12 protein-coding genes are annotated in these 15,742 nt (G+C 32.2%); 8 read left to right on the forward strand and 4 right to left on the reverse strand.

Annotation, left to right across the window (positions count from 1 at the left end; genetic code table 11):
• Positions 1-54: 54 nt before the first annotated feature.
• A complete protein-coding gene (locus IC221_RS07730) occupies positions 55-3,297 on the reverse strand; it encodes a hypothetical protein (protein ID WP_188168407.1) in 3,243 nt (1,080 codons plus the stop codon).
• Between the two features lie 225 nt (positions 3,298-3,522).
• Positions 3,523-4,098, reverse strand: coding sequence for a hypothetical protein (locus IC221_RS07735; protein WP_188168408.1), 576 nt, complete (start codon positions 4,096-4,098; stop codon positions 3,523-3,525).
• A 339-nt stretch (positions 4,099-4,437) separates the two neighbouring features.
• Here IC221_RS07735 and IC221_RS07740 point away from each other — a divergent pair, with 339 nt between their 5' ends.
• From IC221_RS07740 to IC221_RS07760, 5 genes are all read left to right on the forward strand, one after another.
• Entirely contained in the window at positions 4,438-4,947 is a 510-nt protein-coding gene (locus IC221_RS07740; protein ID WP_188168409.1) for an HIRAN domain-containing protein, read from the forward strand.
• 36 nt (positions 4,948-4,983) lie between these two features.
• Complete coding sequence (locus IC221_RS07745) at positions 4,984-5,625, forward strand: YceI family protein (RefSeq protein ID WP_188168410.1); 642 nt, start codon at positions 4,984-4,986, stop codon at positions 5,623-5,625.
• A 524-nt stretch (positions 5,626-6,149) separates the two neighbouring features.
• Positions 6,150-7,286, forward strand: a complete 1,137-nt coding sequence (locus IC221_RS07750; protein ID WP_188168411.1) for a DNA polymerase III subunit gamma/tau — start codon at positions 6,150-6,152, stop codon at positions 7,284-7,286.
• A gap of 65 nt (positions 7,287-7,351) precedes the next feature.
• Positions 7,352-7,966, forward strand: a complete 615-nt coding sequence (locus tag IC221_RS07755; protein ID WP_188168412.1) for a hypothetical protein — start codon at positions 7,352-7,354, stop codon at positions 7,964-7,966.
• Positions 7,967-8,014: 48 nt separating this feature from the next.
• Positions 8,015-9,115, forward strand: a complete 1,101-nt coding sequence (locus IC221_RS07760; RefSeq protein WP_188168413.1) for a DUF4421 domain-containing protein — start codon at positions 8,015-8,017, stop codon at positions 9,113-9,115.
• 94 nt (positions 9,116-9,209) lie between these two features.
• Here IC221_RS07760 and IC221_RS07765 read toward each other — a convergent pair whose 3' ends face one another.
• Positions 9,210-9,683: an LEA type 2 family protein gene (locus tag IC221_RS07765; RefSeq protein ID WP_188168414.1), complete on the reverse strand. Its 474-nt coding sequence runs from the start codon at positions 9,681-9,683 to the stop codon at positions 9,210-9,212.
• A 368-nt stretch (positions 9,684-10,051) separates the two neighbouring features.
• Between IC221_RS07765 and IC221_RS07770 the strand changes: the two genes are divergently transcribed.
• Entirely contained in the window at positions 10,052-11,767 is a 1,716-nt protein-coding gene (locus tag IC221_RS07770; protein WP_188168415.1) for a hypothetical protein, read from the forward strand.
• 5 nt (positions 11,768-11,772) lie between these two features.
• Here IC221_RS07770 and IC221_RS07775 read toward each other — a convergent pair whose 3' ends face one another.
• The gene (locus IC221_RS07775) at positions 11,773-14,208 is read right to left on the reverse strand and encodes a PspC domain-containing protein (protein ID WP_188168416.1); all 2,436 of its coding nucleotides are present in this window, start codon (positions 14,206-14,208) and stop codon (positions 11,773-11,775) included.
• A 262-nt stretch (positions 14,209-14,470) separates the two neighbouring features.
• Between IC221_RS07775 and IC221_RS07780 the strand changes: the two genes are divergently transcribed.
• Entirely contained in the window at positions 14,471-15,148 is a 678-nt protein-coding gene (locus IC221_RS07780) for an FKBP-type peptidyl-prolyl cis-trans isomerase (RefSeq protein ID WP_223241326.1), read from the forward strand.
• 115 nt (positions 15,149-15,263) lie between these two features.
• Positions 15,264-15,704, forward strand: a complete 441-nt coding sequence (locus IC221_RS07785) for a hypothetical protein (RefSeq protein ID WP_044200773.1) — start codon at positions 15,264-15,266, stop codon at positions 15,702-15,704.
• The last annotated feature ends 38 nt before the right edge of the window (positions 15,705-15,742 follow it).

Here is a 15,742-nt window from a genome sequence, read left to right on the forward strand (position 1 = left end):
CATTAAATCGTGAGTCAGCCTTTTTGTTTTTAAGCTTATTTGATCAGCTCTCACTTATTCTAAAGCGACTTTTTGTAGGTTGATAGATGTACGGAAAGCTCTTCTAACATTGTCCATGATAATTTCTACCATATGCATATCGGTCGCTAATAGTAAGAAGAATGATTTCTCATCAATCTCATACACATAACTATCGGTGAGGGTATACATATTTCCAATCCAAGCATCTGCTTTGGTTGAAATATAAGTTCCAATCATTGTTCCTCTCTTATACAATAAGGTATGAGCATCCCCATTTCCAATGGCAATTTCTCCTTCTTTTACAACATAAAGGCCTTCCTCTTTTAGTTTTTCAGCACTGACAATTGTTTTGCCCTTTTCAATAAACCTTAAGTTAGAAATCTCTGCTAAGTCAGAAAGTTCGTCACCGGAAAGGTTATGGAATTCAGTGATATTCGAGAAAAATAAAGCTTTTGAAAAAGTGAATTTAGGGGTGGTCTTCCAATCTAAGCTATCTACATCTCTTACAAGTTCCCTTAAGTCTGATTCTACCTTATGTTCTAATCGATGGAAAGATTCCTCTAAAACATCAGGGAAGTTCACTTTTAAGATCCAGGCTGATAATTCAGAAATTAATTTATTCGTATCGAAAAGGAATCCAACCAACATATTCGGATTACAAATTCTAGGTTTATGTGCTAATGCATATAAAGCCGTAGCTCTCACCCAAGAAGAAAGCCAGTTTGGATCTCTAGTTGCAAGTCTGACTAAAGCATAATCACTTGTATAAGCTTCTCTGTAATACAAATCTTGAAGCTTTTTAACTCTTTCCTCAGCAGAAACATCTTCAAACAACGGAAGTACATAGCTTTTGATATCTTCATCAATTAAAACATCAAGAAGTTCAACAGCATAACCAATACTATCAGCAGTACCCAATTCGTAGTTTCTACGAATTAGTTTTAATGAACCTCTATCGTAAAGCATATCTAACAAGAGGAACATCTGATTATAATTGCTGATAATTTCAGATTGAATAGCTCTTTGTACTAATACATTTTCTTTGTTGTCTTCCAGTTCTAATGAGACAGCTATATTCCAATAACAGTTGTTCGCTTCTCGTTTTAACGCCTCTTTTAAGAATAAAATTTGATATTCATCCTCAGCGTTCCATCCTAAAGCACTTAATAAAGAAAGGGCCTCGTAGGATATACGTCTTTCTGGAGAAGTAATTTTTTCCGATAAAAGTTGAACAGATTCCTCACTGCCAATTTTAGCATATGCTTGAAGAATTAGTCGTTTCGTTTGTTGAATTTGTCCATTTTTGTGAAAGGCATTTTCTAATATTTTTGCACCTTCTTTACCCACTGCAATAATTGCAGATAAGGCAACTCTTTCATCACCTTTAATGGATAAACGCTCAACTAGTACAGGAATAAGGCTTGCGATTTTATGATAACCCACCAACGACATAGCTTCCACTCTCACATCATAATTGTAATCCCTGATGAGTTTAGAAACTGTATTCTCCAATTTTTCATCATAACAATTGAAAATTAGTCGAGAAGCCTTCATTCTCTTTTTAGGATCAGGAGACTTCGCCAATTCGATGATATTATCAATGTCACTTTCAAGAAGTACTTCTGCTTTTAATTCGGTAGCTAATGATTCAGCGACTTCAATTAATTCATCATCATCAAAAGTTCCATGAACAAACTCGTGTAGAGCATCAGTACTTTCATAAATTCGATATTCCTTAATTTTACTTAAAGCAATTCTCTTATTTACGAACCTCAAAAGATTTCCTTTCTCTGATAAAATTGAACGGAAAAGAAAAATATCAAGGCGCTCAATTAATTTAAAGAGAAGAGGAGATAGTTTTGTTGAAACAGAGTTCCATCTAGTCTGTAATAAGTTTTGAATTTTATTGTTTTGGAATCTTTTTCCTTGTTCATCTAAATAATCATTCTCAGTGGAGTTTGCAGCCAGTAAGTTTTGAAGGGAAATACGATATTGGGCGTACATTTTAAAGGTAATGAATACCCAAAGCCCCACAATAGCAAAAATGACGAAGTTATTGTACAAAATATTGTAGCCTCCCATTCTTGAGATAATGATCATCAGTATACCTGCACCTAAGGTTGACATTTGAGCTACAGTTCCTTCTACTAAGGTTTGTGCTTCATATCTAATTTCCGTAGGAAGAGGGAAGAAGAATATCTTGACAGTGGGACTTTCTAAAGAATCCCTCAATGCATCTGTCACGAGTTTTGACATTGAAATAATAAGGAAAAACATGAGAAAGACACCTGATTCTTTACTATGTCCAAATAAACCTCCAATTACTAAATCAATCACACCGAAGAAAACCAATATTCCGGGTAGTAACATTAATGAATATTGAAGTCCATAAACTTCTAAGATTTTATCATTCAGGAAAGTTTGTACTAGGAAGGAGACGATGATGACGAACGCTTCAAAGAAGGCAAGGAAGTTGGCTAATTCTTGTTCCTTTAAAAAGTATTGTGGCGTGACGGTCACAAAAGAATAATCTACAAAGGCAGCAGAGAAACTTGAGCACATCACAAAAGTACTAATAATTAAAAAGTACTTTTTATAATCACGTAGACGTACCCTTTTATAAGGCTCCGTTTTATGTTCATCAACTGTCAATGCTTCAGCAGCATGCATTTTGAACTTTCTTAAAATATAAATAGTTGAGACAAGGCATCCTAAATAGGAGACTGCACCTACAAGTGATAAATAAGAAAAGGAGGGAAGTAAGCTTTGAATGATAGGAACAGAGAAAAAGGCTAAAATAGTTGCTACAGCTTGACCTGTATCAATGCCACCTGACAGACGTTTACTTTGAGAAAAGTTAAAAAGACGTCCAAAAGCTCCCCAAAAAATCAGTAAGGAAATGGATGCAATGGGTCCAAGAGTTGCAAATCCAAAGAATACGACCCATTGATTTTCATCAAGAAGGATTAAAGCTCCGGTGATACTTCCAATAATTGCAAAAATGATAAATGAGGTATAGTACACAAGAGTACGGAAACCTATGATATTTTGCAGTCTGGAGAAAAGAATAGTGAAAATGATACCCAATACACCCTGAGTAACCAATGCTAAAGGGAAATCATCTTCGTTTCCAAACTTAGATATGAATAAGGTATTGATGGCAACACTGTAGCTTGCCATGAAAATACCGGTAAAAAAACCTAACGTTAAAAGTGCTGCTATTCGAGACCATTCTGATGAAAGGCCTCCAACCATACTGAGCAATATTTTTTTCATAGTGTGTAAAAGTAGTATTGAGCTCCTACATAGGGTATGTTTGGACTATCCTTAAAAATTAAGCAACCGTTCAAATATTCAGAGGATCAAAGATGATAACAATTGAAGTATTTTAATATTTGAAGATTAGAGACAACATACCCTTATTTCTAAAAAAATAATCGATCTCGATTTGTGGAATTGGCTTTTTGCTACCAATCTTTTATTAATATTCTATCTTAATACCTATTCGTGCTTTTTCATTAAGATTTCATTCATAATAAAAGCATCTCTGATTCTATTAGGGCTCTTAAATAATTGGGCCACTTTCTTCTTCTTTTTTGGTTTTCTTCTTTTTGTAATGGATTTGCCCTTTTCTATTTTCTCTTTGTCAAGATCGGCATTTGAAAAGTCATCTTGCCATTGATAATCATCTTGATCATCATAATATTGATCCATTCCAGACTCATAGGTCTCTTCAGCAACATTGGTTGGGCTGTATTGATCAAGATCGCGTAATAATCTTTCCTCCGATTTTTGAGGATCTAATGGGTTGATATCTCTTTGTCGGGATTGAATTTTTCCCGGATCAGATAGAATGTTCAATAAGTCGGTAAACGAACTTGGTGCTTTGACTTCTTCTCTTTGGTAAGTTTTGGTTTCTTCGGTTTGCTCTAATCCTCCTTCATTGGTTGGAGGAATGATAGTTTCTTGATTGATATTTCTATTCTTATTTTTATCATTCTTTTTCTTTCCAAGATTTGATAAATACCAGTAAATAACTAAGCCTATAACTGAAAAAATGAGTTCTTGAATGTCCATTATTTAAATAATCTTGTGGTTCGTACTAGGATCACTATTTTCGGGGTATTTAAGGAAGAAACATTTTAAGATGTAGTCAATCAAAAACGTTTTTACTTCGTTCTAAACTATTCATTTATCCCGTTTAATTATTGTCCAGGTGCTTATTAACCATAACAAATGCTTTTTCTACGATTAAAGATAATGATAATACAAATATTTTTTACAGAATTGTTTATAATTTGACCGATAAACATCCAATTAATTTAATTTTTTAAAGAATTATTCAATATTTATATTTTCCTATTTTTTGACATTTAATAATCTATTATTTTCGAACAAATTTAAACTAGTAAATTTATGTCGCTAACCAATTGGTCAATATTAATTGCCGTAATTATCATTTTTATTTTCTTTCTGAGGTTAAAGAATAAGTCAAAAAAGCAAGCTCTTAAAAAACAAGAGGAAGAAGCAAAGAAGAAATACCAACTTTATCTTAAGCGATTCAATGATGTTTCTAATCTCAAAAAGTTAGAGCCTCAAATCACTAAAGTAGCAGGTACAAAATACGACAATGAAGACACGGGTGTTAACAGACAAGAAATAATCAAAAAAACCAAAGAGGGAGAATTATTGATGTTACTTCCAGATGAGTTGAACCGTTTTGATAGTTCTGCTATAAAAGTAGTAAGGTTGAATGATGAACAAATCGGTTTTCTTGATATGGATATTTCAGTAGAAGTTAAATCAAGATTGAAAAGTCAATCATTAGTGGAGGCAAAAATCTTGAAAATATATAAAGAAAAAGACAACTTTGAAGTTGAAATAGCTTTACAACGCTATAGTCGCAAATTAAAACAACCACTTTAAACAGTTTGTAAAACAACTAAATAATCTATAAAACAAATGAGTAAGTTAGTTAATTATCTTATCGGAGCTTTATTAATTGCAGCAGTAAGTTGCTCAGCACCTAATCAATCAAGTGAGTCATCATCATCTTCAACTTCAAATGAAGAGGTGAAGTCAGAAGCAAAATACTCTTATGACCCTAATGGAACTGTTGTTTCGTTTACTGCATTTAAAACTACTGATAAAGTAGGTGTTGGAGGAAAGTTCTTAGAGTTTGATGTAACGCCTAAAACAGCAGAAGTTAGTAATGCTATTGATATTTTACCAGGTTTAACTTTTTCAATTCCTGTAAGCTCTATTGAGACGAATGATAAAGGAAGAAACGGTAAAATCGTTCAATATTTCTTCGGTACTTTAGTAAATAATGAAACAATTAAAGGTGAAGTAAAGTCAGTGAGCAATGGTAAAGCAACCGTTAGCATCACAATGAACGACATGACGAAAGATGTTGAGCTTGTTGCGAAAGCGGATAAAAACGTTGTTGTGATGAAAGGTTCAATTGATGTTGCAACTTGGAATGGCCTAGATGCAATCAATGCGTTGAATAAAGTGTGTTATGACTTACACAAAGGAGCAGACGGACAATCAAAGTTATGGTCTGATGTTGAGCTATTTGTGAAAGCAAAACTAGCACAATAGATAAAACTATTCTTCTTGAATGAGAAGGTAGAAAAGAAGGAGAAAGAGTTGACTTTTTATTTGAAGTCAGCTCTTTTTTATGGTTAAGGCAAAAAATAAAGGCCACTATTAAATTAGTGGCCTTTTGATTAATTGAAAGTTTGTCTTTTTAAATTAGATTATTAATCTTCAAAAAGTCTGATTAGTAAAGTTCTAATTTTATATCTTTATAATTAGTTGGAAATTTGTTACTAGTCGTTTATAAAAATTATATCTATTCGATATCAGATTCCATTTGTTGTAAAAAGTCTTAGTGAAAAGATCTTTTTGTTACAATACAAATTTAATAATTATTTTCCTTAAATAATATATCATTATAAAATATATTTAAATAGTACAATGGAATTGGCAATACAAGTATTCTTCTATTAAATATTCATCAAATTGTTATACTTCGTTTGAAAAGAAAAAGGAGATAAACATTTCAACTGACTCACTTTTTTTTAACTTTGTACTCAATATTTTTAGAAACTGAAAAGGATTTTATGGATAATTTCGTTGTTTCGGCTCGTAAGTACCGTCCCAATACATTCCAAACTGTTGTTGGTCAAGAACATATCACAAACACATTAAAGAATGCTGTATTAAGTAATCACTTAGCACAAGCGTTTTTATTTTGTGGTCCAAGAGGTGTGGGTAAAACGACCAATGCCAGAATCCTTGCCAAAACAATCAATTGTGATAACCTCTCTAAAGAAGGAGATCCTTGTAATGAGTGTGCTTCATGTACAAGTTTTAATAATAATGCCTCATTAAATATTGTTGAACTTGATGCAGCTTCTAATAACTCTGTAGAAGATATTAGAAACTTAATTGAACAAGTAAGATATGCTCCTCAGCCAGGGAAGAAAAAAGTGTATATCATTGATGAGGTACATATGTTATCCACGGCAGCCTTTAATGCCTTCCTTAAAACATTAGAAGAACCGCCTTCTTATGCTATTTTCATTTTAGCAACAACTGAGAAGCATAAGATTTTACCTACAATCTTATCACGTTGTCAAATTTTTGACTTCAATAGAATAACGGTGAAAGAAATTGTGGGGCAGCTTTCTAAAATTGCTAGTAATGAAGGTATAAAAGCAGACAATGATGCGCTACACCTTATCGCTCAAAAAGCGGATGGAGGTATGAGAGATGCATTATCAATGTTTGATATGATTGTTACTTTCTCCAATAATAATGTGATTGATTATCAAACTACAGTAGATAACCTTCATATACTGGATTATGATTATTACTTTAAATTAACTGATTTCTTAAATAGAGGAGATGCATCGCAAGCATTGATGATTTTTGATGAGATTTTAAGAAAAGGGTTTGATGGTCATAATTTTATTAATGGGTTGGCAGAGCACTTCAGAAATATTTTAGTGTGTAAAGATGCAGTGACACTAGAATTACTAGATGTTTCTGATTCTGTAAAGCAACGATACGATCAGCAAGCGAAAGAGGTTCCAATGTCATTCATTATGACAGCATTAAATATTGGAAGTGATTGTGATACTAAATACAAAGAAAGTAAAAACCAACGCTTGCATGTAGAATTGGCATTGATGAAAATGGCTCATGTAAATAAAGCCATTCGTTTAGCTCAGATTGAAATAAAAAAAAAAGACTAGCTGAACTGAAAGCCAAACAAAACGCATTAAATAAAGAAAAAAAGACTATTGAGAAAAAATCTCTTGTGAGTGAATTAACAGAGCAAGAGAATAAAATACATATTCAAACGACCACAAAAGTATCTGGTAATTTAGAGCAATTAAAATCAGGTCTGTCTAATAAAGCAAAGAGTATTAAGGCTTCTGAGCAAAAGAAGACAGCTGCAAGTTCAATTCCAAATACACCTCAGCAACCGACACCTCCACCTGCACCTTCTCGTTTTGGGAATGCAAAGCCTAAAAAGGGTAAGGCTATAATCGGACAATCTTTTACGTTAGAGCAGGCTAAAAAGGTTTGGACGTCTTTTGCTGATCAGTATAGAGAAAATGGTAAAAGTAAATTTGCCAGCATTCTTTTAGATGAGAATGAAATTACACTCGATAGTCAACTAAATATTATTGTTGAAATTACAAATACCATTCAAAGTGAACATTTGAATATCGTAAGGCCTGAGTTGTTAAGGCAGCTTAGAACTGAATTGAAGAATGAAACGATAGAAATTTCAACAAAATTGATTCAAATTGAGGAGAGTAAAGAACCAAAACGCTTATATTCGCCTCAAGATAAATTACAATTCTTGCAAGATAAATACCCTGCTTTGAAAACATTACAGCAGAAATTAGGTCTTGACTTTGATTGATAACTAAATTCATCCCCGTCATTTTCAGACTCACAGACGTACTATTTATTGAAAACTTATGTACTCATATTAACTTTATCACTAGCAATTTGTAATAGTTATTATACTATTTATGCACAAAGTGACTCTATCCAAACCGTTTTGGATCATGACACTACGTATTATAAATCTTACAATACTGATTTACACTTAAGGCTGTACTCAGTTTACAAGTTTAACAGTTTAGTAGTTACAGGTAATAACAATAATTCTCAAAGGATAGTGTATTCCCCTAATGGTAACTTAAACCTTGGTTTTGGCTTTACCTATAGAGGGTTAGGAGTCAATATTGGTCTAAACTTCCCTTTTATCAATGACGACAATGATAAATATGGAGAGACCAATAAACTAGATATGAGAACTTATGTTTATGGTAGAAAGGTGGCTATAGATGTCGGAGTACAATTTTACAATGGTTTTTATGTTACTGACTCTCAGAATTTAGGTACTCCTAACAGTAAAGAACCGACCGAGTTAAGAGGGGATATGACTGTTAATACGTATGGGATGTCGACTCTTTTTGTACAAAATTATGAGAAATTCTCATTCCGAGCAGCCTTTGCTCAAACAGAAGTGCAAAAGAAAACAGCGGGTTCTCTTTTGTATGGTCCTTATCTTAATTTCGTTCAAATTAAAGCAGATTCTTCTTTGATTCCTTATGATATAAGAGATAAGTATCAATTGAAAAATAATATTGTAAAAGGTCTTTATGGAAGTGGAGGTGTTATGGGCGGTTATGCTTTTTCACTGATCATGAATAAACGATTCTTTTTTACAGGTGCTTTGGCGGTAGGGTATGGTTTGAACTATGGGAATACCACATATGAAACACCTAATGAAAGAATAAATGAAGATGTTTGGAATACTGGTTTCAAATTAAATTCCAGAGCAGCATTGGGGTATAATAATAGGAGATATTTTATAGGAGTTTCTGCCGTAATTGAATCTTATAATATCGCAATCGAGGATGATTCATCGGAGCTCTACTGGATGGGGCAATTTCGGGTAAATATTGTGAAAAGGTTTGATTGGGGTGTACCTCCTTTAGATTGGATTATGGATAGATTACCTATCTTGAAAAATTCAGCTAATAAAACTTCTGATAGATAATTAATGCTTTTGATTTGTGAAAATCTAAAACTTCAAAAATAGAAAAGGTTGGTTCATATTTTAAATTGAACCAACCTTTTCTATATGATATTATCTAGTCAAGAATATTCAATCCTAGTGTTTCTTTTTGGTCAAAAGGAACTTTAAATGATACACCAAGAGCCTTTGTTTTAACATAGCCAGTATACCTTACCTCAAAGTCTTCACCTGTTGCCATATTCAGAATGCCGCCTAATAAGTTTGAAAATAAAGCTTTCGGAGGAAACTGAACTTCGAGTGGTAAAGAGAACTCAGATTGTTTTTTTGCCTCTGAAGTAAGGTTTTGGTTCACTGAACCTATATTATTGCCATTCACTAACACGTCTACATGTATTTCATCTATAGTGATAGAAACACTGTTAGGATTATAAAGAACTGCTTCAGCTTTAACAACAAAATTCCCATCTTCAAGAGAGAACATCTCCATATTTTTTAATGTGACAAATTCTGGAGCTTCTGGCCCGCATGAAGTAAGAGATAATAATAATAAGCTTGTTATAAAGTATTGAAATAGACTTTTAAAGTTCATTTTTTTAGAGTTTAAAAAAGTTCAATTAATTAAGAGTTGACATGTATGATATTGTAACATGCCCTTTTGTCAAAAATAAGGTATAATTCATAAAGCACCTAATGTGACGAAAAGTTACATTTTCCGAATGAAAACAAATGTAAGTTGTTCTTTCTTTTAAATCAAAAACCTATCCTACATTATAATCTATCCAAGAAATACTATAAATTAAATGCTTTAAAACAGGAATATAAACTAGTCTTTTTCTTATAAAGTAAAGTAAGAGCTAAATTGACACAAAATAATCAGATCGTTTATAACTGCTTCAATTTAGATAGTAAGTCTCATGTGAATACATGTTAACGATTTATTAATCTATTCTTTATTAAATGAATTACATTAAATTTGCAGCCAATAATAATCCAAGGTTTGCTAAAAAAAATATGACTATATCATCGATGATTCAACCTGATAAAAGAAACATTTTTTTCCAAATTATTGAGTTTTCAGTTTATCGTTTTTATTCTTTATTAAAAGAAGGAAAAGGTGATATTGGAGATGGCAAACAATGTTTTAAACTTAAAGGGAGAGGGGTAAACTTGTATTCAAAGAAGGATTTTATTGAATATAATGACCTTGATGAAATAATTTTTGATGATATTTGCCTTGAGTTGTATTCTTTGTCGAATAGAACTCCAAAATGGGACATGGATAGATTATTTGCTTACAAAAGTGAAATTGTAGATAATTATTCTAATATTTTGGAAGCAAAATCCGTTAATGATGTTACATTATTTGTCTCGGATACTAAAACAGCAAACTTTATTTTTGCTTTGATGATGAATTTACAAGAGTCTGATCATGAAGATCAGAAGGATGAAAATAGTGAGATAGTGGATGTAAAGCAGGAGTCTAAGACTTCTATGGATGAACCTATCAAATTATTACAAGTTGAGTTTTTACAGAGATTTCAAATTCTTGAGCAAAGAATTAATGATCTTGAAACTGAAAATAAAAGATTGGATTCTAAAGAGAAAGAAGATCAAGAGAAAATCATGATCTTAGAATCAAGTCTGAAAAAAATAGAAAAACTAGAGGAACAAATTGAGATTTTACAGAAGTCAAGAAAGAAAGAACTAACAGAAGTTTTGGATGCTCTTGAAGAAAAATTAAAAGCTGTTTCTGATCAAATCTCTGAGGTCAATGAATCTTCTTTTAATAAGGAGTCCGTTCGTGAGTTTTTCTCTCGTCTGGATCAAGTTGAAAGAAATATCATTGATATCAAGGATGAATATGTTAAAGACGATGCCCTTCAATCATTTTCAAAACAACTTGAGAAGTTAAATAAAGAAATTAGCTTCCTGACTGATGATCATGGGAATGAATTGAAGAAAATTGATCTTAGATTTACAAAAATCAAAGGTGAACGTCTGGAATTAAGAGATAAGATGAATCTAATTGAAGAAAATATTTCAGAAAAGATTGATCAACTTAATTCTAAATTCGATAATGAGGTAGTGCAAGTTAACACTGTGTCTGATGAAATGACTAGAAGGCAGCAGGAGTTGCAAACTATGTTGAGAGATGAGATTTCGACCAACAAATCATATATTGATAAACTTACTGATAAAATTAATAATTCGTTTTCAGAGGTAAAAGAGAAACAACATGAATTGTTTATTACAGTAAACGAAATCAAAGGTAAGAAAGGGGAGTCTTCATCGGTAACTAGTAGTGTTTCAAAACAACCAGTAATCACTACATCAGAGGAAGATGAAATCACCAATAGCAATTACATAGAAATATGTTACGCAGAGCCAGACGGTAATGGTTTCTTGACGAATCTATCTTCGAAGAAACTAACCTACAAGCATGTTTATAAAGTAAAAGTGATCGATGAAACATCTGCAGATTTTGAGTTTGTTGATGAAGAAGACGCAAAGAAAACACTAAACATGAACCTTGCAATGATGTTTGACGAATACATGTCTGATAACGGTACAAGTGGCCCTAAAATATCATTATCAAGTTATGGTGAAGCTAAAAAGGTGAGAGGTTTAAATGCTTGGAGAGTACACAGAAAAGCGATTGTAAACCGTTCTTAGCAATATTAACGTTGTGTGTGTTTTTCAAAGTGAACAGGGTCTCCCAATATTGTTACTTTGCTTAAAGGAGTTTGAAAAATAGTAGCATTCTGTTCAGCAGTAATTTCTATTTTTGAAACTCCTTTTGCTTTTGCTTTAACTTCTTGCGTAATAAAATCTTTTCCTTCAATTTGAGACCCATCATTCGCAAAAATAAATGCTTTTTGGCTCTTGCCATTTAAAGTAAGGTTAGACGATCCTATAAGTGTTGTATACAAGAACTCACTCTCAATATCAACATTCGCCTCTATATTTCCATTAAGTTCTAATTTAACGGTATCTACATTACATTTGGCCAAGTCCAAATCACCTTTGCCATTAAATTTAATAAATGCGATGTCTTTTGGAGAGGATATCTTCAAAGTATGTTCATCGTCATTGTTAAGTTCATCTAAAGGATAAATTTTGAGCGTTTTATTAATCGTTTTGACTAAGTATTGATCACTATTAATATTGATGTTTGTGAAGTCAATGTCCTCGTCAAAGTCAATATCCACTTTAAAGTTACCGTAAATTTCAAGCGAGTCAGTAGGGGATATTTTTATTTGAAGCTTTTTCTTGTTGGAAGATAAAGAAGCATCAAGATGTTTCAGTTGTTTATTTTTACGACGTGAAAATTTGATATTGTTCTGGATGTCATATATATCCTCTTTATCAAACGTGTGGCAAATATCATCTGTATCGAAGATTAAAAATCTATTTTTCTCATAGTGTTTAAACTCGATATCTTGTTCCTTAATCTTCTCTTTGATTTTATCATCAATTGTAAATTCTTTACCATGGGGTACATAGATAAAAAGTTGCATGGATTGCATTCTGTATTTTACACCTCTCGGAAAAGAGAAATGGGAGCCCAATGTGATACTGTTGGCTTCGACCTTTGAAGTATAATCGATTGCTTTGGCATTGATAATAGCTCTTTCCCTTGTCTTACCCAATGCTTCTTGCAGGAATACAAGTTTTAATTTATCTCCGTCATAACCATTGATATATACTTTAGTCTCGTTTAGCGGTATGTTACCAAGCCTTTCCATTTTTAATTCTAAAGGCATAGCATTGAGTGGTAACATCACTTCTTCTTTATGAGTAGCTTGATTGTCAAAGTTGTGTACTGACATGTTCAAAGCCGTTAAAAGTAAGATGGTGAAAACAATGTTTGAAGTAATTAATCCAAAAAGGAAGCTGTTATTGACATTCTTTTTAAAGGTAATCAAAGAGGTGCTTATGACAAATAACAAGATCGTGAATACAGTAAATTGTAAGGCACTGATGATCGCAGTGGTATTGGGTATACTGTATTGGATGGTATTGAGTAAGTTATGATCATACTCAAATAAGACCTCATTGGCAATGTCTTCACTGATATAATCAAAGATGGAGTATAAAGGAATAATCTTTAAGCTAATACCTAGTATTGGAATAGCTGTAAAAACCATTGTGATTGTTGTGATAAATAATACAGCCCCAACCAGGAAGCAGAAACCTCTTAAAAGCTTATAAAGTAAAGGACTTGCATTTACTTTAAAGTTGGTGTTCTCAATCTTTTGATAGATGCTATTAAAGTATTCGCCAGAGAAATTAGTGTTTTCGAAAGTTTTAGTTAGATATGCTTCGATTTCTGTAAGGTTAAATTGCACACCCTTACTTTGGAATTTATCTTTTAAACTTCTTGAATAAGGTGTAACAGTCCATATAATGGCATATATAAGTATTAACTCATTAAAAAAGTAAGTACAGAAAATCAATCCTAACCTGATCCAATTAATATCAATACCAAGATAATTACTTAAACCTGCAGCAACACCACCAAAGATTTTTTTCTCTTTATCTCTAAAGAAGATTCTCACATTTTCGTCTCTTTGAATATTTCTTTTTTCAGGAAGTAATAACCAACCCACAAGATATGCAATAGAAATTGTCAACAGTGGCCCTTTAGTTGTCCCTAAGATAAAGAGAGGTAAAATCAATAAAAGTCTGATCCATAAAGGATCAATTTTTAAAGAATCCGCGATGCCGGCAGCAACTCCTCCAATTTGTTGTCTATCTATATCTCTGTAGAGGTTTTTAAACTTTTGAGATAAAGTAGAAACGGTTTCATTATAAATTGATTGTGATTGAGTTTCTGACTCTTTTTGAAGATCAGGAATAGTGTATCCATCAGGAAGACCTATTATTAATATAGCTTGTTTGACATCATCTTCTTTAAGAAAGTCAAACTCACTTTCTATATAGGGTAGTAGAAGTTCAGCCAATTTGTACTCAATCTCTTTGATGATAATTTCAGAATTGTTGAAATTTTTCAAATGTTCATATAAGGCACTTCTGTAACTATCCAAAAGTGATTTAGCATCTCCTGTGATTTTGAAGACATTATTTCCTATATGTACATTATTGTGAATCATAAAAAGTGATTAAGTGATATGGTTTTCAACTTATAAGTATAAACAATCAAAACTAAAATTTGACCAATTTTATCGATTTGTCTGCTTGTGGTTGTTAAGTGGTTGATATTCAGTTGTTAAACACTATTTTTCACGTCAAGTATATATGAATTGTAAAATTTGATACTGTTCATTTTTGTACATTTTGAACACAATTTTCTTTAATATTTGATAGCTCTTGTATATTTGATTTAAAATATTTGAATTACGCATTAATTTAGACATGAAAAATTTTTTATTCCTAACAACAATTCTTTCGTTCATTTTTTCAGTTTCAGCTTATGCTCAATGCGATAAGTGTAATCCGGCATCAGAAGAAGTTGATTTTTGTTATACTGATACTCGTTTTGAGGGATTATGTGCAAAATTTAAAGAAGGGAAATCCTATTTTTATATGGATAGAAAAAAGAAAGAACTTCGAATTGATTTTAATTTTGACAAGTCATCAGATCCTCTTTCTTACAAAAAAATGGTTACCAATAAGAAATTAAAAATTTCTGCACTTGAATTGTTATTCATTCAGACTGCCATAGAAGTTTGGAATGATGAGAAAATTAAAATCGGTTATGACTTTTTACCTTCTGGTTTGGGAATAAAGGTTCTCACAAAGGGTGATGGAGAAAAGCCACAAAAAGGACAGAAAGTAATAGTTCATTATACAGGCCTTTTAGAAGATGGTAAAAAGTTCGATTCTTCAAGAGATAGAAACAGACCATTTGAATTCAATGTAGGAGTTGGTGAAGTAATCAAAGGTTGGGACGAAGGCGTTATGAATTTACCTGTAGGATCAAGAGCAATGTTGTTGATTCCAGCAGAACTTGGGTATGGCTCTAGAGCAATTGGACCTATCCCTGCAAACTCAACGTTATTCTTTGATATTGAGGTGATTGGAGTGAAATAGTGTTAATGCTCCCTAATACTTCAATTCAAAGAAACTTTTTCATTTAAATAAGAATCTTTTTCCTAATAAATCCGTTTATATATAGTGTTAAAGGAACATTTAAACCCGGACTTTTATGAAAAAGATATTTTTATTGGCTTTGTCTATTATTGTTTCACAATTTTCTGTTGCTCAATCTATAGATAGTAAAGATTATTTGACTGATGTCACAAAAGATATCATCACTACTCTTGAAAATGGAGAAGATCAAGATCCAACGGTTTCTTTTGTTGTTCCAAAAAAATCAGAAATAGAGTACACTGAGTTTTTAGAAAAGCAGTTTGAACATAATAATACAGAGCATATACATCTGTCGGTTAAAGATATTGAAGATTTCACACCTGTAGTGACTGTCAATAATTCTGGTAAATCGATAATGAAGCTAAAAAACGAAGCGATGCCAATGTCGCAGACAGACGGGACGCATGTTTTTTATGCTGGAACAGATAAAATGATCAGTTCTCAGAATGCTTTAGTAGGTGTAAGGGTTGCAATAATTTCTATCAATAAAAAATAAAAACATCCAAAAATATATCGTGAGGGCACATTTTAGGT

The organism is Flammeovirga sp. EKP202 (assembly GCF_014534745.1).
GTDB lineage: Bacteria > Bacteroidota > Bacteroidia > Cytophagales > Flammeovirgaceae > Flammeovirga.